Raw genomic sequence first — 19,486 nt, forward strand, 5'->3', positions numbered from 1 at the left:
CATGGCACTCAATTATCGTGAGCAAATGGGGCTGACGTCCGCATTTCTCAAAGAAATGCGTTTGAGACTCAGCGACAAGGACGTAGACGTACTGCCACCTGATGGCAAGGCATATGACAGTATTGAGCCAAATCGCCTGAGCTTGGTCGGTTGTCTTGGCCCGTTACCTGACGTCGATTACACCGGCCCTCAGCCTCCAAACTCGATTGGTATCGTATTGCTCGTCACTCCGGACAGCGATGGCCTCATTAGGTGCGAGCTGAGCGGTCAATTCGATGTCGTGCACAGATACATTCCTGATGTGCAGTACATGGTGCGAGATCTCGTGTTAGAGGCTGCCGGGCCGCGCAAAAGCCAGACAATTCCAATGATGTTCAAGCGTTATACCGTTTGTTTTTCTGCAATAACGTTGCGCTTCGATTCGTTGAAACCCAATGAATGGATGTCCGCCAAAGCGGCTATGAACACTTTACTGGGTGATGAGAAGAGACAGTGGTTGGACGATCCCCGGGTCATGCGTCGCTGCCGCCTCAATCGCAACGGAGGCGCCAAATTCAGTTTCGACTGGAGCGAAGAAGCTTTGTCCGATCAGCCCGGATTAAACCGAGCGGTGTACGGACAGATAATCGATGACCCTTACGAGATCCTGAATTACGAGGTCAATGTTCGGGGACGCCTTCGCCCTGCCCCGAGCGCATTTGGTGCGCTCCAGGAGGGGCATTTTCTTCTTGAGTTGTTTCTTGAAAACCAGACTGTCCTCGCCAATGCAAGAGCCTTTGGAGTTGAGTTTCCGTATCTTCTGGACGCGCGCCTTAGCGCAACGCTGGTGTCAGGCCAAAGCCATAAGGTGCCGCATCGTCTGCAACCAGAGGATTACCGATATCGGGATAACGACGGCCTCCCCGGATATGGCGTCAGCTGCGGTGTCGTGCAGACCGACACAAACCGGTTCGTGACCGACGGGATGCCCGTCAGTGCGCAGGCGCGGGTCGATGCGCCCCAGTCAGGCGATGTGGGGATGGATTACGCCCCAGATTACAGAATGCTTGCCCGCGATCCATTAGTCGTGTGTGACAGCTTACTAATGGCGCAGGAGCAATACCTGGGACTTTGGGCAAGTCGCATTCAGTCGATGGAAGCCGCTGGCCTCCTGGCCGACCGCGATATTGCGATGGCAGACAGGGACGCATTCCAGCTTGAAATCGCTCGAATTCGGGATGGTGTCGAGTTGCTGCGCAACCACGACAACTTGAGGCAGTGCTTCCAGTGGATGAACGAAGCGATGGCCGAGGCTATCAAGCTGCAAGGCAAGCGGTTTACCGGTTGGCACCTGTTCCAGCTGGGGTTCATTCTGACCCAGGTGCGTTCGATCTTCGAGCGCCATGCCGAGGTTACGGAGCTCAGGGGCAGCATGGAAACAGCCGATGTACTGTGGTTCGCAACAGGCGGAGGCAAGACCGAGGCGTACCTGGGTATTATCAGCATGGCCCTGCTGTTTGGACGAATGAGCGGTCGTGATCATGGCACCACCGCTTGGATGCGCTTTCCGCTGCGTATGTTGTCGGTGCAGCAATTCCAGCGACTGTCCTATGTCCTTGCCCAAACTAACAAGATCCGCCAGCGTGAGCATCTGGGTGGCTGGCCCTTCACCATCGGTTATTACACAGGGGAAGGTACGCCCAGCCGGATCAGTAGCACCTATGGCGATGACATCCAGAAAGGCTTTTTACCGTCGATTAGCGAAGAGCGTCTGAAAGCTTATCAATTCATCAGCGACTGCCCTTACTGTGGATTGGCGAGCTCGATCAATATTGAAAAAGAGCTTGCGCGTGCGCGTATCAAGCATGTCTGCAGTAATCAGGATTGCTGGTCTAATACTGAGGCGGATGCCGGCGTTCATGGTGAGGGGATCAGAGGCGAGATCGGTATCTTTGTCTCGGATGAGGAGTGCTATCGCTACCTGCCATCCGTTCTGGTAGGCACCGTAGACAAGCTTGCGGTCATCGGTCACAACCGCCGGTTTGTGAATTACTTCGGAGGTGCTCGGTTCTTTTGCCCAGAGCATGGTTTCTCCCAGAAAACTAAGTGCGAGCATCGTCGCATCGTCAGCAAGAATGGCAACTGGGAAGCAGTGCAGTGCGGCAACAACACTCGAACCAGCGAGGTGAAGGTAGTCTCTGTGGCGCCGATGAAAGATCCGGGTTTTGCGCTACTGGTTCAGGATGAATTGCATCTGCTTCGTGAATCGCTCGGGAATTTCGACGCCCATTACGAGACACTTCTGAATGCGCTGCAGATCAGCCACGGTGGTCGCGCGCCTAAGGTTCTGGCCGCAACAGCCACGATCAAGGATTTTGAAGACCATATTCACCATCTGTACCTGAAGCACGCCGTACGGTTCCCTGCCCCCGGCGTCAATCAGGGCGAATCGTTTTATGCGCGCAAGGCCTTGGATAGCGGAACAGACGTGCCGTTGATCCGCCGCTGGTTTGCCGGGATTCTTCCGATCGGCCGCGGCAGAATCGCAATGCAAGCGGTGGCCGAAATTAGCTCGCGTTTCCTGGATCAGGTCGATCAGTGGCGAGCGCGCTTTGCAGCCACCGATATTCTCCTACTGGGACAGTGCGGGTTAGCGGCCGCCCAAGCCGATGACGCGTTGCGCTATGTCGAAAAAAATCTCAACACCGACCTCGTGTATGCCAACAGCAAGCGCAACATCACTGAAATCATGCGCTACATGGAAGAGGTCAATAACAAGACCGGCGACGAACGTCACGCTCGCCTTCTGGATGGCGAAACACGCTTGGACATGATCCTGGATGCCATCCGGCACGTGGAAACCAAATCAGCGGAGGACACCTGCCGGCATATCATTGCGACCAGCGTCGTGTCCCACGGCGTGGACATTGCCGAGCTTAACTTCATGATCATGGCAGGATGGCCCAAGTCCACGTCCGAGTACATCCAGGCGTCAGCACGCAGCGGTCGTGTGCATCCGGGCATCGTATTTTGCGTTCTGTCTTCTCATCAGTTGTTCGAATCAGGCGTGTTCATGAATTTCGGGGACTACCACACGTTCCTGGATCGGCTGGTTGATTCAGTGCCAATCAACCGGTTTGCCCCCAATATCATTGATCGAACACTGCCCGGTATCCTGTCATCAGTTCTTCTCAACTGGGCGCCCCAGCAACCTTGGGGATTTGATTTGACCAACAAGGTCAGCCCGTTGGTGTCGCTGCTTCGTGACACTAACGGTAAGACGGTGGCTAGTCAGGTGAAAGCCGTCGTGATTAATTCGCTAAGAATCCCGGCGGCCCTGGAAACCCGTTTCGATGCACGGGTGATAGCCGGCTTCGATTCAGCGCTTCAGGAACGGGTGGACAACGCGTTTTATGAATTGGAAAACTGGCCGGGCAGTAAAAATGGTCAAACGCTAAGCGAAGCGCTGGGCGACATCTTTGGTCATGCGCCGTTTCGCTCATTCCGCGATATTGAAAACCAGATATTGATCAAGCCGGTTAACAGCTCAGCTGATCAGATCCTCTCGGCATTGGCCAGGTAAGGACACGAGCATGGACAAGGAATATGTGAGTCGCAGCCGACTTTTCCGGGAGTCTTTTCTTCCCGGGGCCTACACCCGTTTGCGGAACCAGGCTTACGGCCAAGTGAGGGGCGTGCTGAGTAGCGGATCTTCGCTGGAGGGTGTCGACAAAGAACAGCTGCGGGAAGCAGTCATGAACTTCGTTAACGACTGGGCGCGGCTAGGCGGCACGATTGATCCAATCTTCATGGCGTCAGCTGAAAAGAAACGGTTGGAAATACAGTCGCCTTCTGAAATTTCTGTGACACCGGCGCCTCTGATGCTCAGTTGTAAAAAATGCAAGGTCATCGATTTTTACGAAACCTGGCTATCGGAGGATCAGGCACTTTCTAAAATGGAAAAGCGGATCAGGCAGCGAGCCGGTCGAAGCTATATCGCGTGTAAGCGACCTGAGTGTTCGGGCGAGATGATTCAGATTCCCTACCTTGCCGTACATCGATGCGGTTATGACAGCCCGATCTACGTTCACCATTCGGCGAGGCGTAATCAAAATATTGGTTACCGTGACGCTGGTTCGTTCATCCATTCATCTTTTTTCGACGTACAGACCGGCGACAAGCTTGCTGCTTCGCTGCAAGACAACTGCCCCGCGTGCCAGGATCACTATGCGCTGGAAACCAACAAGCGCGGTACACCGCTCACCAGTGGTGAATCATTCTATGCACAAAGCACGCAATACATTGCCTTGAGTGAAGAGCGAGGCAAACTCATTGCGACATTGTTGCGATGCCTGCATGACGATCAAGGTGTGGCACAAGGCCCGGCCCAAGACATCGCTGAAGGTGTTGCGCTGGCGTTGCTGCGCAAAATAACGGGCCGTGAGCTTGAGGAAAAACTCACCCAACTGCTGTCATCCAGCGTTTCCGACGCTGATGAACAGGCAGCACTGCGAGCGTCAAGGGCCAAGAAGCAGGAAAGTGTACTGAAGTACGCGGCCCTCGCCGAGGTCGATGAGCTCATGGCGCAGATGCTGGAGTCCACGCAAAAAGACATCGCCAACATCGACGCGAAGCTTGCCAGTTCTTCCGGCTGTTTCAATGCCGTACACGAACTCATTCCCGACGACGGAACCCTGATTAGCTTAATGCAGCACCGTCGCGCCCTAGAATCAGTTTTCTTGCAGCAAGACGTCAGTGGCATATCGATTGAGCAACAAATCGAAGCCACCAAAGACACGGCGCAGCGAGGTGCCTTGATCGAAAACTGGGCAACCATTCGAGAGCGCTACGGTGTCGAATCGATTTCCCATATCCCTGATTTGCGCGTTGTCCTGGCGACATTGGGTTATACCCGCGAAAAGAGCAGCCCTTCCATTACTCCGAACGTCCCGCCAGTGGTACTGAACGCATTTGCTGACAGGGTTGATGAGGCCATGCGCGGCAAGACGTCGGTATACGCGATGTCGGCCAAAACTGAAGCGCTCTGGATCCGGCTTGACCCTCGCAAGGTCTTGCACTGGTGTGTCGAGTCGGCTCATCTGCAGGCACCCGGTGACGATGTACTGAATGACAGATCGAAAAGTCACGCCTATCTATTGAGTCAGTATCCAACATTGTCGATACACCCCGGACTGGTCAGCAAATCCATTCCACCGGGATCCCCTGAGGAAGGTGCACCCTTCCATCTGCTGCACACGATCAGCCATTCGCTGATGCTCACGGCGCGGCGCCATACGGGGTACGACTCCAAGAGTATTCAGGAGTATTTGTTACCCATGGATTTGTCGGTAATTCTGTACGTGTCGTCGGTGCAGAATTATACAGCGGGCGGGCTACTGACTTTGTTCCAACACTATCTGAAACGTTGGTTCGATGATGCCAGCCTGTTTGCCTTCAACTGTGCGTTTGACCCCGTCTGCACGGATGTCGGCAGTTCATGTAGTGGCTGCGTGCAGGTGGAGATCGGTTGCGAGACATTCAATCAAGGCCTATCACGTGCTTACATTCATGGCGGGCCGGCGAACAGAGACGCTTCGCTCGTTATCCGCAAAGGGTTCTGGAGCGCGTCATAAGAAGGTTTGTAGATGCGCCGCCCGACGGTTAGCGTTGGGCAGCTGGGAGGCTTCTGATCGAGGCTGTGTCTTCATGGTCGTCTGACCTTTCGATGCTTATCCTCTGACCCTGCACATGGTGCTGAAAGCGAACATATCGGTAGACGAGGATTTAGCAATCGACTGATTTGGAAAAAAGGTAAAAACTTTACTTCTCAAAGCGTCTCGTGAGAGACGCATTTATACCCTCAATCGCCAGCAAAATCAGTCATCAATATGGTCGAGAATCTTCTCAAGCTTGTCTTTTGGCCAGTACAAGCCACTGCCGTTGTCTCGGGACACGTTGAGGATTTGACCTGGATTCATTTGATTGAGCTGCCGCACAATGCTCGTAACCGTAACCTGATGTACTTTCGCCGCAATGTTGAGATCGTGTGTTCGGAGCGTTTCAGTCGTAAAAACTTGAACATCCGGGTTCTTGCTCATATCACGGCCCTCTCTGATGTGGTTTCAAGTCTAGCGATCTACCGTACAGCCATCTTGAAAAAACTGCCACGGCTCCGGGACAAGCGGCGTGCGCCTAGCCGGAGTAACCATAATTAATCGCGCGAAGCACTGTGGCTAAGGGGTTCAGCAGCCCAGCTTAGAGCGCCATAACGACCTGCGTCCTATCGCGAGAACCATCTGCCGATAGGATCACCGGGCGCAGGCTGCATTCAAGCAGGCATGCGCGCTGCATGCGTCATTCAGATGTGCACGATGCTGAAAACGATAAGGGAAGGTTCCGGCTTGAGCATCGCAGCGTTAGCTGAGAGGTGTCAGTTAGGCCGCTCAGGGCCTAAGTGCAAGCGGGAGGGCCAGGACGTTTATCGGATCGCAACGCTCGATACTGCATCGTTCGAAACGACCTGTCGCTCCCCTCTCCTTCCGCGGCCCTAAGTAGTCCCCCCAGAACGTTAGGGCAAAATTGGCATGACGCAAAGCCGAGCGGGAATGGCAAACGAGAACTATATGCCTTGGACTTGTCACTAGCACATAGGCGCCTAGATCTCTCTCCAAGAAGTCACCGCGTTGGCCCCAAATTCTTTCTTCCATTCTTTAAGGCGATTGTGATTCGACCCCCGGGTCTCAACAATCTCACCTGTGTGGGGATTTTTGTACCTTCTGAGGGGCTTAGCAGTGGTACTAGTGGCGGTAGCTTGCTCTTCCTTTGAAAGGAGCAATTCATACAAGCTTTCTGTGAGGGACGATGACGCAAATGACTTACCGGGTTTTAACAAGCGGAGAACTTCTGCGGCAGTGAAATTATACTGAGCCTTCAGTGCCATGAATTCAGACAAGAATGCTGCATCTTTTTCAAGAGCAGCGTCGTTCTCCAGCTTTTTGATTCGTCCCATAAGAGATGAATAATCCACTACGGCTGTCATCAACTCTCTCCATTCTCAACAGATTTTAATCAACTGATACACCACCCTCGGTTTCAGCTCCAAATCTGCCACGCTAAAACTTTGATACGAGGCCATTTATGCCCAAGATTTTGACACCGACTCATCTTCCAACCCTGCGTATAGGTCACGACACCTGTGGTGTGCGGCGCATCAGCTCTGTTATGGCAGTGTTGCCTTCGGCCTCATACTCCTGGACAAGCTCCACAATCTCCACAACCTCCTGATCCGTGTAGCCATACCGACTGATCAGTTCATCAAACTTCCTGCTGAACTCACGATCCAGCTTATAGTTAACGTCGCTGGCCTCAAGCTCGCGCATCTCGCTGACTACCCTTGTCAGGAGGAACTGAAGCTCTAAATGCCTTACGAAGGTATGGGATCGTTTCATGGTTCCGCACCAGGCCCGGGTTCAAACTGAGTGTAGCGCATGACCTACGCGCGTTAAAGGCTTCGAGCCGATTTGAGATCCAAGCCGCAAAGCTCAACCTTTGGGTAACCGAAGGTTTGCCGTCCCTCCTCATCTGCACCCAGTCACGAACCAGCAAATGGGCGCCTCTAAAGCCATCCGGTGGAACTGATAGCAAATAGGCATTGGCGAAGGGTTTTATCTAGGATAATCATAAGGTTAACTTGACTGTATCGGACTTTGTAATAATAGCTACCACCCATTTTCAGATGTGAACATGCCTCCATCATTGCCCTTGGAATGTTGATCAATTGACACTTGTCAATTTAGGTCAAAATGATCCCCAAACGTCTTATCGACCAGACCGTTTTCCAACCAGTTTTCGGGTTCAATTTCGCTTTTCTTGAGAGCCCACAGCCCGGCCCGGGAAATAAAGGGTAGCAATTCGAAAAATAAAACCGCTCTACCTCAAGGCTTTTCGACGTTTTTAGAATTCTCGGGTAATGCATAAATTGAGAAAACTTCCGCTTGAAGGGTGCAAACGAAATGCCGGGTTTAGCTAAAGCCCTTCCTTTCGCCACTGTGCCCTACTGACACGTGTTGGCCTGTCAGCGGCCGGCTTGTTTCTCCCGCCGCCCTGTTCCCTCGTACGCTTTGGCGGCTAAGCGTCCCATTGATTACATCTATCAAAGAGCTGAACGACTTCGCTTAAAGGTGACCGTGAGGTAGCGGGTTAAGCCAGGCTCCAAAGCTTTATGTTGTGATAAGCCCTTTATGTAGCCGACCATACTCTCACCCAAACAAGTGTGAACGTTGCTGCGAAGCTTCCTGTACCTCCAGCCAGCCTTGGAATACCTAACCAACTTCCCCTATTAGCACGTAGACATTGCTACAGACTAATGCTTCCTTAATAACCAAGCCAAATGGATCAGATCCTCTGCCGATAGATTGCGACTTGCGCTCTCCCACACAGCGTTCATATGGTAAGATTGAAAGCAATGCGCCAGAGCTTTCAGCTCTTCACGATCCGCGGGGAATAAGTGACCTGTGAACATTAAAGCTCTGCGAAGTAATTCACCCTCCTCTTTCGTAATCAGTGTAAACGCACACCCTAACAGCAAGTAAGCTACTGCCAGTGAACGTGGGCTTGCTGATTCGATATTCTTGACCATTTGAGAAACTGTCGGTTTGCTATACCCATGGGAGTTCAGCTTTGAGCGAGGTGCTGCCCTGAAAAACCACCGGGCGACTCCGCCATCGCTCACGAGATTTCCCTGATACAAGAAAAAGCCTAACAGGAAATAAAGGGCGTACTTAGACGGCTGCAGAGCGTTCGGTAACGCTGGCGCATACTCAACCCATTCCTGAATCCGCCGGACAATTCGGCAAACGTTGGTTTCAATAGATGTACCTTGATAGCCCTTGCTGCTCCGGGAAACCAGGCCAACACCATGATCAAAATCATCTCGCTGGGTGTGCTGCATATAGGCTTGCCATGCTCCCGAGAGCTGACTCAGGCTCCCCTTTTCCAACTGCTGAAGCAGCACTGGGTGCCGATGCGACGTACAGACTGCAGCACCTCGTTTACGCCATTCACGCCGCAACGCCGGCGTTCTCATCGCAGCAACATCGTCCGCCAGGCATTGTGCGCAAAAACGGTTGTTCTCATGTCGTCTTACCGAATTGCTCGGCAACACGAAACGCATAGCAAGATGAGCGCGTAATGGGTCAGGAAAGACGTCCAGAAAGACTTGAGAGCAGTAAAGCTCATCGTATTCTAAACATTTGGCATGATCACCGGAATCTGGATGGCGTGCATTGCCTAGAAGGACATCAGGATTCCACGGCGTCTCTTCTACCGCATCAGCCATTCCGGGCCCCGGATGGTTTGCCCAATGCGTTTGCTGGCTAAAATCGCGACCAGGCCTTGATCCTTGGGGCTCTGCGCCTTCTTGAAGCAATCCCGTGCACCAATCAAGAAAGCCGTTGTGGAGGCCTCTGACGGAACCAGCCGTAGCACTTCGTGAAAGCCATGACCCCAGGGTTTCATCGTGAACAGGCTTCAAAAAGGCATAAAAGGGCTGGCTCTGCTTGGGCTTGAAACGCACTGACTGACTAGTCAAAGCCGGGTTATTACCGGGTAGGCCATCCCAAAAGACTTGCGCAGGTACTGCGGCTGGCTGTTGGTCTGAGAGTCCACTCGAAAGGCTGATCCTCGATGTACTTGAGGATCTAAGTATCACTCCAGGAGGAACTCCAAGCGTAAGCTCCAGCTGCACCTCCATCTGTTGTAACCGCGGCGTTGCGGGAGGATTTCGAGACCGATCATGCTGGTTACGGGACGGCTCTGCCGATCCAGCGGCCTGTTGGCCGCGACCTGTGGTGTTTCCGTCATTTGGGAGCGATTGATCGGTGGAGCGTTTGAGCACGTCATCACCAAGGTGCGTGAATGAACCGCTGTTTGATGAAAGATGGTGGGAGACTGGAATTTTTGGTGGCTTTGATTCTGGCGAACCGGTAAAAAGCCCTGTGCCGTGGAAAACCCCACCCAACCTAGAAGTTGCGGCCACGACGACATCGGATTTTATTTGTTGCCCGCCGACTTTCAACCCTGCAATAAGCCCTCTCACCACTGACACAGTATTGCCGACCAACCCCTTCGTATGAGTATGCAGGGTACGGACATCGAGTCCCTTCCTTGTCATCGATACAGACTGAAGCGCTAGGAACGACGCTGCTCCAAGCTGAGCCTGGCATTCAGCACCGGGGGCCGACTCAATGGCAGGTGCTGCTGCAGGCGATTCGGTCGCCGTGGATGGGTATGGGGCCTGTGAAATTAAGACAGCCGGTGGCAGGTATGGGTGGATGTTATTTGAACGATCACAAGCCGTTGCAACATCCCGAACAAAGCTCAGATAAGTTTCGTCGCAGCTCATCGCTTCAAGGTCTACGAACTCCACTTCCATACCCATGCTTCGGGCCCGAATCCCCACAGTCGTCAACACATCGTAGAGACCGCACAGCACCACGCAATGACCATATGAAGACTTTGTCAGCTGGTGGACTGAGTCGTAGGTACCTTGGATTTTGGTCTGATACTTACGAAAGTAGTCATGAGCATCCTCAAAAATAACTGCTTTGTACTTTCTGAGATGAAAGGCTGCGACGTAATGGCGTCCTACCCGTCCCCCCGAGATGATATCTGCAGAGAAAGTGGGTAATCCTAGAGATTTCAGCAGATGAGAGGAAAGGACAAAATCAGTGTTGAATGGTGAGCGGAGGACGCATGCAGATCTTATTTGTCTGCGGATCAGCACTGAATGAAGGTGTGAAGCGAAAGCGCTTGTACCCGCTCCCGCTTCACCCCGCACGATGATTAACTTGCCCTGAGTATCCTCTCCTCGCTCGCCAATTGAGGCAAGCACGCGCTCAAACGGTGCCTGGTTTAGAGAACTGTTAATCCAGGACAGCCCCATGTCGATGATTAGTCTATGTAGCCTGGAAGCCTGGCTTCCAGGCACACGTTGAGCAAATCTTCATCAATGCACTCTTGCCCGAGTTCAATGGACACCTTGGCGGCACTGATAATAGCCCGCACGATATCTCGAGTGCTGCCCCTGCAGTTATTTACCAGCGTCTCCTGAATTTCCTTCGCATCCAAAACCGAAGATTTCCTCAGCGGTATAAATCGAATAAAAGCTTTGAGGAATCGGGAGAAGTTTTCCGCGTCCGCCTCCCACGCAGGTACTTCCCAGACCCCAAAACGAGAGCGAAGCTGAGGATCCATACCCAAAAACACCTTCAGTTCCTCAGTCCCCGCGACCACCAAACTGAGCCCAAAATCACGATTCGCGATGGCACGCAGATAGGTGTAATTAGGTTGGAGAAGCATGTTCTTCACTCCGGCTAGAGCATTACCCTCATCAAGAATGCACACGGCCAATCGCATCTGTTTGATCCTCTCACTGATACGGTTGATGCCGCTGGCCGTGCACAGCGACTTAACCGACTCCGTGAACCCCAAGCGGCTCAAGAAGATTTGTTGAAGGTCGATGTGGCGACCGTAGTCCGAGAGATCAATGTTCAAAATCTGGGTAGAGTCTGGAGTATTGAGCAATTCCTCGGCCCGCTCGATCATCCTTGTTTTGCCAATGCCGCTGATACCGATCAGTGCCATGCAGCTCCGGGTGCCCAGACGGGTCAACTCAACCAGGCGCTCAACATCACTGATAAATGAACGGCTGCTGTCCGTCCTGATCCAGACAGGGTTATCGCAATACGCAATGCGCTCAGCAGCACCGAGCATGGCCACCTGTTGAACCTTTGGAGCGAGATGCGCCAAGTCCATAGCTATTCTCCTTCGAAAGGTTCGATATCGACGGAGAAATTGCGAAGGGCGACCTTGCGTTTTTTTGCCGACCGTTCGTGGTGGTGCAGGAGAGCATCCTCCTTGTCATCCGCGCTGATTTCACGCTGCTTCCGCATGGCAGGGGTATCGAGCAAGATTACTTTACGAAGCTGTTCGGAACGGGCGAGAAAAGCCTTGACCGCTCGTTCGCCCAGCTTGCCGGCGCGCTTCAGGTACTTCTGCAAGATGGCTTTGGCCGTCAGCGTTCCGGTGGTCTTCTCGCAGGCGGGCACTTCTATCCACTCGCCCTCGAACCGTGCAAGAACGGCAGACAGATTTGCGGGATCGTATTTGACCCGGATAGGCTTGCCGATCAGGTGGCGAAGCAGATTGTTCGAATAACGGAAACCGTTGACCTTGATCCCGGTCTTGCTGACCGTAGGGTATTTTTCAGGCAAAACCTCAATAATGAAGTTCTTCGCATCGTGCACATTGCGAGGGATCATGACGCGGCCGTTCTCGTCCCGCATGGCTTCAAGCCAACGGTCACGGGGCGTTTTCCCATCCTCACCAGCGGTGTCATGATATTCACACACTGCCAGGGTGAAGTAATGGAGGAGCTCCTCCAGCGTCAGGACTTTGTGTTTCTCAGGGTTGTAATCCCGATCCTTTCGCGTCCGGGACGCCGTCCCGCCGGGGAGCATCTGAACATAGCCGATGTTCAGCGTGCCGAGCACACGCTCACAGATCCCGCCATCTTGTTTCTGATGACGATGCAGCAGCTTGATACCTTCCATGGCGCAAGCGGCCACCAGATTTCCGGAACGGAATTCACGCGCGTTGTCGGTCAGCAGTTCATCAAACACACCATAGAATTCGTAATCGTGATCCTCCAAGCCCAGGCTCTTCATAAACTCTGCCTTGCTCAACACTGAGTGTTTCAGAGCATGAGCAACGCTGCACAAGCTGGGATACCGCAGGCTGATGTAGTACCCGAGTATCACCTTTGTTTTTGCGCATATAGCCAATGTGATCCAAGGTCGACCAACGGGATGCTGACGGTCAAAACGGCTAGCAAGGAAAACGTCTGCCACCGTGTGATCCATTTGTACCTGTTCAAGGGGACGACTGAGTTCGCGAAATCCATCACGCAGCTTGAAGTGATCATCTGCGTGATTTTTGCCATGAACCTGAAGATCCTTCTGATGCTCGGGCAGATTGTTCATACGATCACATATCGTTTCGTATGAAGGTACGTCTTTGATCTTGAGCTCAAAGCAAGCCGACTGGACGCCCTTCCACACTGTTCGGTATGAGGCACCATGTCCCCGGTAAAGCCAGGTTTGATCAGCAATGATCTTTTCAACTTCCTGAGTAATGACCTTCGTCCCTTTTTTTCGCCCACGCTTTTTCCCAAGAAGACTGATAGGGCCCATCTCCGCACTGAAGCTTCGCCGCACTTCGTAGTAACGCTGCAAGCTCAATCCACACTCTTTCGCCGCGTCTTCCGCTGACGCCCCGCCCCCAAGTTGCTTCTCGATGATTTCAAAGCGGTGACGCGCTTGTTCCTTCTGCTCGGGAGTAAAGTCTTCCCCAAGGATTAGCGTTCGCTTGGCTGCCTTGTCCGCGATCTTCGCTGCGGCCGCTTGGAGTAACGTGTCGTGATCAACTGGTTCTACAAGCGCAGAATTCACCAGGCGCAGCGTGTCGTTACGAAGATTCTTGAGATGCAACTTGCGGGTTATAGGATCAATATCCTCAACAACCCAAATGTGTTCATCATAACTTACGAGCTGCTTGCTACCGTCTGGATTGGTGTATGTGCCCATGGCACACCTCCTGGGCGACGTAATACGGCGCCGCTATTGCGCGAGCGCCGTACTAGTCGGTAAACCCAGCAGTTTGACTACATGGCAAAACTGCCAGGATTGAGTTTTAGAGCTAGTCCGCTGGATAGCCCCTTGGGTGGTTAAAATGACTTGGCCGGGTCAATGGGTGGAATCGCAAAACCTCACGCGAAAACAAGCAATCCACTCGCGACGCCACGATCCTGTAGGACGGTGCCTTGATACCTATTTCCTGGCACTTGGCCCTGACCATCTCCCAAACCGCACGCTTACCCATACACTGGCGTAGATAGCCCAATTGGAAAGCGTGCACGACGACGCCCTCTGCCTCAGGAGGAAGCGGTGATTGCTCACCCGCGCGCTCCATGATTCCGCGCAACGCCCGGGCGTCAAGCGACTGCATATCAATCTGGACGTTGTGTGGCCACGGCTCCTGGGTCATGGATAGATCAGCATATGCCAGCCCTTTTACCGCACCAGGAAAGATGTCCGCATTTACGAAGCCGCTCAATATAAGCACCGGTTCGGGATCTCGTTCGCCGAGATACTGAATGCAAAACATGGGCAAACCATCAAGTCTCATAAACCTGAGCTTCGGCAGCAACTCATATTTCTCCGGTACGCGGGGAACAAAGTGATACGACTTGTTCAAGCTGTTGTTCTCACGATTCCTAGTTACGGAGTCGGTCTTGACGAGTCTGAGGGTGGGTCGTTCGTCAGCCATGATGAGCCTCTACTAGTCCGCATTGCTAAAGGGATGAGGAAGCTGCTTATGCCACTGCATCTATCACTACCCGGTTTAAGCATCACTCCCCAAATTTAGGCTATGTATGTTTAATCAGTAGTGGCACAACGACATAATACTGCCAAACAAAAAGCCATATTTGAGGTCTAGCACGCAAAACTAGCCCGTCAATCAAAAAAAGTTCTTCTTATTAATTATCTAATAAAATCAATTAGTTATGGCGTGAAATTTTTATTGTCATGGAATTGAAATGGAGAAAATCCCTAAAGTTTTTTCTGCTTTTCAACTCGCGAGGGGACGATGTTCAGGAAAATCGGGGGCTGAGGGGAAGATCGGGATTTAGGGGCTGGTCACAATAGGTGTTCATTTTTGCGACCCCGCGAAATTGAAACTTTTTGCCCCCAATGCGCCAATCGCGGTTTAAGTGGAAAGCCCCTTGCTATTCCCCTCAAACCCTTGATGCCCGAGGGCTTGAGCGCATTCAGCATGCCAATGCGACAGGTTTTTTTAACGAAATCAGTGGAAAAATCTGTTAGGTAAAAATTCGTAAACTACTGATTAACAACAATATTTATTAATTAAACTCAAATGTAATAGCTCCCTAGCCCAAGGAGAAATTAATGGACTGAGATCCGAAGGTGCGAATCCATGGCTGCCCTGAAACCCACGAAAGACAGGGGTTCCAGCGATTTTTGAGGCAATGAGTGGACATTCCCACCCTCCGTTTCCTGAGACGAAACAAGTGGACATTCCATGCCAACAGAGCGCTGCCAAGGTCTTTCCGTAGACCTGCTGAAACTCAGCGTCCGCTTGCACACCAGCCCCTAAACCGAAGCCTCTCAAAGCCGCTGCAACTTCCTCAAAGCCCCGTAATACCGGGCCAGCGCCATATCCACCATCGTTCGTGTTGCAATCACGCACTGATGCATGCCTGCTCGCCGCCGCTCCTGAACGACATGATCAACAACACGTAGCTGGATCGTGGCCTCCCTCGATGGCGCCGTTGTTTATTAAAACAATAAGTGGAAATGCCATGTGCTAATCGTACTTAAAACCCGTGAAACCCACGAAAACAGGGCTCTCTCAGGTATTCAACGAAATAAGTGGATGTTCCAGAGGGCGTTTCCATTTAAAGATTTAAATGGAAAAACCATTCGTGCTTTTCCACTCATTTATTGAGATCTGCCTGGACTACGTTGCAGCGCATATCATTCGGTCAATGCAGAGCCTGAAGCATGAATTACACAACAATTGCCACTGACCGTGTGCCGAGAAAAGCCGCTCCAACAAGCCTAACTCCGCTTTAAGCCCACAAACCCCAAAGAAGCAAAAACAGAATTCGCACACTCTGACAATATTAGGTTAAGTGATTTTTGGAATAATTCAGAAAGATCTCAATCCATAAATGGTACGGAGAATTAAGCTGGATCTGACAATACATAGTTAAATAAAAAAATCCCGAGCACGACATAAAGAGAAAAAATCCACACAAAAAAATTAGCGGAAAAACCAACAGAGCAACCGCTCTTAGTGCACGCTTCAGGCTTTTGTCAAGTTGAAACTAAAAACTATATCCGCTGAGCAAGGGGAGTTGCAGCGGTGTCTTTCTGGGGCTACCATCGATCAATGTTCATCAGTTCAGATTAGGGAAGATGAAAAATGCAGCCGCCCTGCCCTAACTTCCAGTTACTTCCATTATTGGAAGTTTCCAATCACAGCCAAATCATACGGTATGCACCAAGATGTCTACGCAACCAATGCCTATTTTTGAGACCTATGAAATTTTCATTGATATGGACTTTAGTTTGCGTGAACCTAGTATGACTTGCATTCGCCAGTATATTGAAAAGTTTCCCGCGTTAGTGGAGGCCAACAAGGGTTATCTGACGACGCGGGAATTTCTTCGTGCTTTTTCGGACAATAGCCTGACTTTCACTTCTTATAGAACTCATGTCGAGCGGTTGCTGTTATGGGCACTTATCATAAGGCAAAAAGCTTTCTCTCAGCTCAAACGACAAGATGCTGAAGATTATCTGGAATTTTGCCGTAATCCTCCCGCTGAGTGGATAGGCCCAATTGTGCGCGGTCGGTTCGTGACTTGTGACCATACCGAATCAGCGTGGGGTGAGCCCGTCATTCCGAATCCAAAATGGAGACCATTCAGCCTAAAATGTACTAAGGATATATCGGACGGACTGACACCGGCTCCTGACGATGCCTCCCAGGATATAGAGCTTGGCGCGGCTCCCGGTGTCGTCACGCGATACAAGGCTTCCCAAAGCACCATTAACCAGATTTACACGATTTGCAGCCGTTTCTTTGAGTACATGTTTGAAGACGGAACGGTTGCAGCCAACCCTTTCCGGATGATCAAGAAGAAAAGCCTCAACCGTGGAACCCCTCAGGAGGAAGGGACTAACCGTGCTCTGACCCCTTTGCAGTGGGACTATGTGCTGGAAACCGCTGAGCATATGGCAGTTGAGGAACCCTACCGGCATGAGCGCACATTGTTCATTGTCGCGACCTTGTTCGCTATGTATCTGCGGGTGTCCGACATCGTCGGCAGACCGAACTGGCATCCGGTCATGGGTGATTTCCGACTCGATCCTGAGGGCAACTGGTGGTACCACGTGATCGGGAAAGGTAACAAGGCCGGGAAGGTCGCGGTCAGGGAAGAGTATATTTCCAAGTATCTGACGCGCTACCGGCGTTTTGTTGGGCTGTCTCCGCTGCCTGAGTGGAATGAACAGACGGCTCTGCTCATGACTCTGCGTGGTCGTCCAGGGCTCTCCGGTCGGCAGGTGCGCGCCCTCCTCCAATCGGTATTCGATAACGCGTTGGCGCGGATGCGCGAGGAGGAGCGCGGCGAGCACGAGACGAATAGTCTGCGGGTGGCTTCCGCGCACTGGCTCAGACATACCTCTGCGACGCTCGATGCGCCGCTGCGAAGTCCCAAGGATCTGCAGATGGACTTGCGTCATAGCAGTCTCAGCACAACTCAGGATGTCTACTACCACTCGCACGACCAGGAGCGCAGTCGTTCGGTGCGAGGCATAGGGATGCGCGACAGAGGTTAAAGAAAGTCCCGGATACTCGATCTGATCGATCCCTTTCCGGGCTCGTGACGAAGCTATTTCCCAAACGGCTCCTCATCCGCCTCTCAAAGATTCGTGGCTGCAACTAGGCTGGAGGCCTACATCAACTGGATAACAGTTGCCGGGATCGCGAAAGGCCCGGTGTTCCAGCGGATTGATCGCTGGGGCAATCTGTCAGGCAAGGCCATGCAACCGCATAGCTTGATCCCCGTTCTTCGCCGCATTTTCAGAGAGGTTGGATTGCCAGCGGAGCTGTATAGCAGCCACTCGATGCGGCGAGGCTTTGCGACCTGGGCCTCTGCGAACGGTTGGGACATCAAGGGTTTGATGGGTTATGTGGGCTGGAAGGACATGAAATCCGCATTGCGCTATGTGGATGCTAGCGTGTCGTTCGGCGGAATTGCTTTGCGCGCGGCCCAGCAGACGCCCTCCATTGAGAGTAGAAGAATTTCCGGTGATCACCCACGCACTGATTGACTCCTAGGCATGCGAAGCCTACAGGTGTTCTGCTCTTCCCCGGTCGGCGCCGCACGTCACTAGCCGCCAGTGTTACCTTGCGTGCTATGTCGATGCTGGGGGGGCATTTGCAGGGCTGGCGGTTCGAGCCCCAATGGCGCAAATCGATGCGCCCTAAGCTACACAACGTGAAGGCAAGTTAGAGAGGAAGGAGTAACGCCATGGCATGGTTTACTGATGATCGTTCGGAGCGGGAGAAAAACAGAGAAAAAGCCTTCATCAAAGCTGTTAACAACCTCAAGACCCTCGCCGTCACCGCGGATGGAGGCATGTCCATTGACCCAATTGAGATCCAGGACAAAGTCATAGCGGCGCGCTTAGGGCTTCGGCATTTCGTCACACTGAAAAGGGACAAATAATTTCTATGCAAGGTGAAGTACGCTGTTGTGTTTGAGATCCGCAGGCCGAGAGGAACGCCATGTCAGATAAAAAAATGCTCACCGCTCGGGAGGTCTACGTAGTGCTGCGCGATGCCCCCACGATTTCACGCTCAATGCGCAGAATTACAAACGCCACTTGGGATGAGATCCATTGCGGGCTGATGACCGTTAACGTCGACGACTGGGTGATAACGCTCTACAACGACTGCGGAGAGTTAGACTACTGCGATAGCTGTTACAGCCCCGAAGGCCGAAGGTACGAATTCAACTCAAGAGATGCATCCGATCCTATCGACCTTCTGACCCCTGCCGAGCATCGCCAGCTCGAGGAGCTCCTCCGCCGTATCTGATTCCACCTCAACGTATCACTCGACAATCCCCGTGGCGAAAACGCTCTGCGGAAAACAGGACTTCACAAAAAGCCCAGCTGATTGCACAGAATGGACTATAGCTACACTCGGATTTCAGCTGGATGGATGCCTGCCATAGGACTGCAACTCATGCTCGTTGTCTCCAGGGTATCTAGTGGTTCACGCCCCATCGCTTCCATTAGCGCATTAGCAAGCCAAACCGCGTCGAGCATGCTGAATGAATAACCAATGAAGTCGAACACAAGCTCTACCCCACCGCCTTCAATTGTATAGACCCCCACCCTCTCAGTTTTGTCGCTCTCATCCACTGCAAGCTCAACAACATAGACTTGATCTTCTGTCTCATGGCCGTCGAATCGGCCATCAGAACTGTAGCTCCATTCGCCCGACACCCTTTTTCGAAATGTCCTCTCAAGCTTGCTGTCGCGTGCGGTAGGCGTTGGTACAAATCCTGCCAAATTCCCAACGGTAACGAGCACGGCATCGTAGAGACAGCGCGCGATATCTTCAGCTATGGCGTCGGAGAGCCTGATGGGCATGATGTCTAAAATCAGACCGACATAGTGATCCCCCTGCCTGGACACCTTGCACGAATACAGCTCGTCATGTTCCCGCCCACGCCAGCAAACAAATTCGCGCTCCGCAAAAAACGTTGCTGGTCGTACTTCATTTTTGCCAACAAATTTCACCAATACGTTGTTCTTGAAAATAACAACGGACGCTGTGCAGGAAAACTTTA

At 52.3% G+C, this 19,486-nt stretch carries 14 protein-coding genes; 6 read left to right on the forward strand and 8 right to left on the reverse strand.

Annotated elements, in window-relative coordinates; genetic code table 11:
* Window position 1 precedes the first annotated feature (1 nt).
* Window positions 2-3,562, forward strand: coding sequence for a C-terminal helicase domain-containing protein (locus AC1MDT_RS07200; RefSeq protein WP_480421374.1), 3,561 nt, complete (start codon window positions 2-4; stop codon window positions 3,560-3,562).
* Window positions 3,563-3,572: 10 nt separating this feature from the next.
* Window positions 3,573-5,612, forward strand: a complete 2,040-nt coding sequence (locus AC1MDT_RS07205) for a hypothetical protein (RefSeq protein ID WP_480421375.1) — start codon at window positions 3,573-3,575, stop codon at window positions 5,610-5,612.
* Window positions 5,613-5,855: 243 nt separating this feature from the next.
* On the opposite strand, the gene AC1MDT_RS07210 is transcribed toward AC1MDT_RS07205, so the two are convergent.
* From AC1MDT_RS07210 to AC1MDT_RS07240, 7 genes are all read right to left on the reverse strand, one after another.
* Window positions 5,856-6,077 carry a hypothetical protein gene (locus AC1MDT_RS07210; RefSeq protein ID WP_480421376.1) on the reverse strand — a complete coding sequence of 74 codons (222 nt, stop codon included), beginning with the start codon at window positions 6,075-6,077 and terminating at the stop codon, window positions 5,856-5,858.
* 557 nt (window positions 6,078-6,634) lie between these two features.
* Complete coding sequence (locus tag AC1MDT_RS07215; protein WP_480421377.1) at window positions 6,635-7,018, reverse strand: histone-like nucleoid-structuring protein, MvaT/MvaU family; 384 nt, start codon at window positions 7,016-7,018, stop codon at window positions 6,635-6,637.
* Between the two features lie 145 nt (window positions 7,019-7,163).
* On the reverse strand, window positions 7,164-7,427 hold the full coding sequence (locus AC1MDT_RS07220) for a hypothetical protein (RefSeq protein WP_480421378.1): 264 nt from the start codon (window positions 7,425-7,427) through the stop codon (window positions 7,164-7,166).
* Window positions 7,428-8,341: 914 nt separating this feature from the next.
* Window positions 8,342-10,921 (reverse strand): TniQ family protein, encoded by a 2,580-nt coding sequence (locus AC1MDT_RS07225; protein WP_480421379.1) that lies wholly within the window; start codon window positions 10,919-10,921, stop codon window positions 8,342-8,344.
* 8 nt (window positions 10,922-10,929) lie between these two features.
* Window positions 10,930-11,793, reverse strand: coding sequence for a TniB family NTP-binding protein (locus tag AC1MDT_RS07230; protein WP_480421380.1), 864 nt, complete (start codon window positions 11,791-11,793; stop codon window positions 10,930-10,932).
* 2 nt (window positions 11,794-11,795) lie between these two features.
* Window positions 11,796-13,622, reverse strand: coding sequence for a transposase (locus tag AC1MDT_RS07235; protein ID WP_480421381.1), 1,827 nt, complete (start codon window positions 13,620-13,622; stop codon window positions 11,796-11,798).
* Window positions 13,623-13,734: 112 nt separating this feature from the next.
* Window positions 13,735-14,364 carry a hypothetical protein gene (locus AC1MDT_RS07240; RefSeq protein WP_480421382.1) on the reverse strand — a complete coding sequence of 210 codons (630 nt, stop codon included), beginning with the start codon at window positions 14,362-14,364 and terminating at the stop codon, window positions 13,735-13,737.
* 1,763 nt (window positions 14,365-16,127) lie between these two features.
* On the opposite strand from AC1MDT_RS07240, the gene AC1MDT_RS07245 reads away from it, so the two are divergent.
* From AC1MDT_RS07245 to AC1MDT_RS07260, 4 genes are all read left to right on the forward strand, one after another.
* A complete protein-coding gene (locus AC1MDT_RS07245; RefSeq protein WP_480421383.1) occupies window positions 16,128-17,462 on the forward strand; it encodes a tyrosine-type recombinase/integrase in 1,335 nt (444 codons plus the stop codon).
* A gap of 93 nt (window positions 17,463-17,555) precedes the next feature.
* On the forward strand, window positions 17,556-17,957 hold the full coding sequence (locus AC1MDT_RS07250) for a tyrosine-type recombinase/integrase (RefSeq protein ID WP_480421384.1): 402 nt from the start codon (window positions 17,556-17,558) through the stop codon (window positions 17,955-17,957).
* Window positions 17,958-18,157: 200 nt separating this feature from the next.
* Window positions 18,158-18,355, forward strand: coding sequence for a hypothetical protein (locus AC1MDT_RS07255; RefSeq protein WP_172790919.1), 198 nt, complete (start codon window positions 18,158-18,160; stop codon window positions 18,353-18,355).
* A 59-nt stretch (window positions 18,356-18,414) separates the two neighbouring features.
* Window positions 18,415-18,726, forward strand: coding sequence for a DUF7693 family protein (locus AC1MDT_RS07260; protein WP_480421385.1), 312 nt, complete (start codon window positions 18,415-18,417; stop codon window positions 18,724-18,726).
* A 101-nt stretch (window positions 18,727-18,827) separates the two neighbouring features.
* Here the strand turns inward: AC1MDT_RS07260 and AC1MDT_RS07265 are convergent, their stop codons facing one another.
* Complete coding sequence (locus tag AC1MDT_RS07265) at window positions 18,828-19,436, reverse strand: hypothetical protein (RefSeq protein WP_480421386.1); 609 nt, start codon at window positions 19,434-19,436, stop codon at window positions 18,828-18,830.
* Window positions 19,437-19,486 lie beyond the last annotated feature (50 nt).

The sequence above is a fragment of the Pseudomonas sp. ASL7 genome, from assembly GCF_056680375.1.

Excerpts from the sequence above, each read along its gene's own strand:
- AC1MDT_RS07215 (WP_480421377.1), bottom strand. The coding sequence starts at position 7,018 with ATGACAGCCGTAGTGGATTATTCATCTCTTATGGGACGAATCAAAAAG.
- AC1MDT_RS07255 (WP_172790919.1), top strand. The coding sequence starts at position 18,158 with ATGGCATGGTTTACTGATGATCGTTCGGAGCGGGAGAAAAACAGAGAA.
- AC1MDT_RS07235 (WP_480421381.1), bottom strand. The coding sequence starts at position 13,622 with ATGGGCACATACACCAATCCAGACGGTAGCAAGCAGCTCGTAAGTTAT.
- AC1MDT_RS07230 (WP_480421380.1), bottom strand. The coding sequence starts at position 11,793 with ATGGACTTGGCGCATCTCGCTCCAAAGGTTCAACAGGTGGCCATGCTC.
- AC1MDT_RS07240 (WP_480421382.1), bottom strand. The coding sequence starts at position 14,364 with ATGGCTGACGAACGACCCACCCTCAGACTCGTCAAGACCGACTCCGTA.
- AC1MDT_RS07205 (WP_480421375.1), top strand. The coding sequence starts at position 3,573 with ATGGACAAGGAATATGTGAGTCGCAGCCGACTTTTCCGGGAGTCTTTT.
- AC1MDT_RS07210 (WP_480421376.1), bottom strand. The coding sequence starts at position 6,077 with ATGAGCAAGAACCCGGATGTTCAAGTTTTTACGACTGAAACGCTCCGA.
- AC1MDT_RS07200 (WP_480421374.1), top strand. The coding sequence starts at position 2 with ATGGCACTCAATTATCGTGAGCAAATGGGGCTGACGTCCGCATTTCTC.
- AC1MDT_RS07220 (WP_480421378.1), bottom strand. The coding sequence starts at position 7,427 with ATGAAACGATCCCATACCTTCGTAAGGCATTTAGAGCTTCAGTTCCTC.
- AC1MDT_RS07225 (WP_480421379.1), bottom strand. The coding sequence starts at position 10,921 with ATGGGGCTGTCCTGGATTAACAGTTCTCTAAACCAGGCACCGTTTGAG.
- AC1MDT_RS07260 (WP_480421385.1), top strand. The coding sequence starts at position 18,415 with ATGTCAGATAAAAAAATGCTCACCGCTCGGGAGGTCTACGTAGTGCTG.
- AC1MDT_RS07245 (WP_480421383.1), top strand. The coding sequence starts at position 16,128 with ATGTCTACGCAACCAATGCCTATTTTTGAGACCTATGAAATTTTCATT.